The sequence below is a fragment of the Vibrio sp. Vb0304 genome, assembly GCF_033338995.1.
GTDB lineage: Bacteria > Pseudomonadota > Gammaproteobacteria > Enterobacterales > Vibrionaceae > Vibrio > Vibrio alginolyticus.
In genome coordinates this window covers 1-1,027 of the sequence record NZ_JAWOTT010000377.1, presented here as the reverse complement: position 1 = coordinate 1,027, position 1,027 = coordinate 1, and the positions used below count along the sequence as shown (strand labels likewise).

At 47.3% G+C, this 1,027-nt stretch carries 1 pseudogene; it reads left to right on the top strand.

Annotated features, from left to right (window positions below):
* A pseudogene (locus R7P35_RS26375) lies at positions 1-1,027 on the top strand (DNA mismatch repair protein MutS); the annotation flags it as partial.

Sequence of the window (1,027 nt, the reverse complement as noted above, 5' to 3'; positions counted from 1 at the left end):
CTTGATTCAATACGTAAAAGACACACAACGCACTGCTCTACCACATATCCGCTCACTAACGTTTGATCGCCAAGATCACTCTGTAATTTTAGATGCAGCTACGCGTCGCAATCTAGAAATCACCCAAAATTTAGCTGGCGGCACGGACAATACACTCGCCGCAGTTCTCGACCATTGCTCAACCCCGATGGGCAGCCGCATGTTAAAGCGTTGGCTGCATCAACCGATGCGTTGTATTGATACGCTAAACAACCGTCTGGATGCGATTGGTGAAATTAAAGATCAAGGCTTATTTACCGATCTTCAGCCAACTTTAAAACAGATTGGCGATATTGAACGTATCTTAGCGCGTCTTGCTCTACGTTCTGCTCGTCCACGAGACATGGCTCGCCTACGCCATGCCATGCAGCAACTTCCTGAACTAGAATCGCTCACTGCATCCTTAACTCATCCATACCTAGTGAAGTTGGCTCAATATGCTGCGCCAATAGATGAGGTATGTGAGCTTCTTGAACGTGCTATCAAAGAAAACCCGCCGGTAGTGATCCGCGATGGTGGTGTGATTGCAGAAGGCTATAACGAAGAATTGGATGAGTGGCGCAAGCTCGCTGATGGTGCAACCGAGTATCTAGAAAAGCTCGAAGCGGATGAACGCGAGCGTCATGGCATCGATACGCTGAAAGTTGGCTACAACGCCGTACATGGATTCTTCATTCAGGTAAGCCGTGGCCAAAGCCATTTGGTACCGCCACATTACGTGCGTCGCCAAACTCTGAAAAATGCCGAGCGCTACATTATTCCTGAGCTTAAAGAGCATGAAGACAAAGTTCTGAACTCAAAATCAAAAGCACTCGCACTAGAGAAAAAACTGTGGGAAGAGCTGTTCGATTTGCTGATGCCTCATCTTGAACAAATGCAAAACCTAGCTTCTGCCGTTTCACAGATGGACGTGTTACAAAACCTAGCAGAACGCGCAGACTCATTGGATTATTGCCGCCGTACTCTAGTTAAAGACGCAGGTATTCAC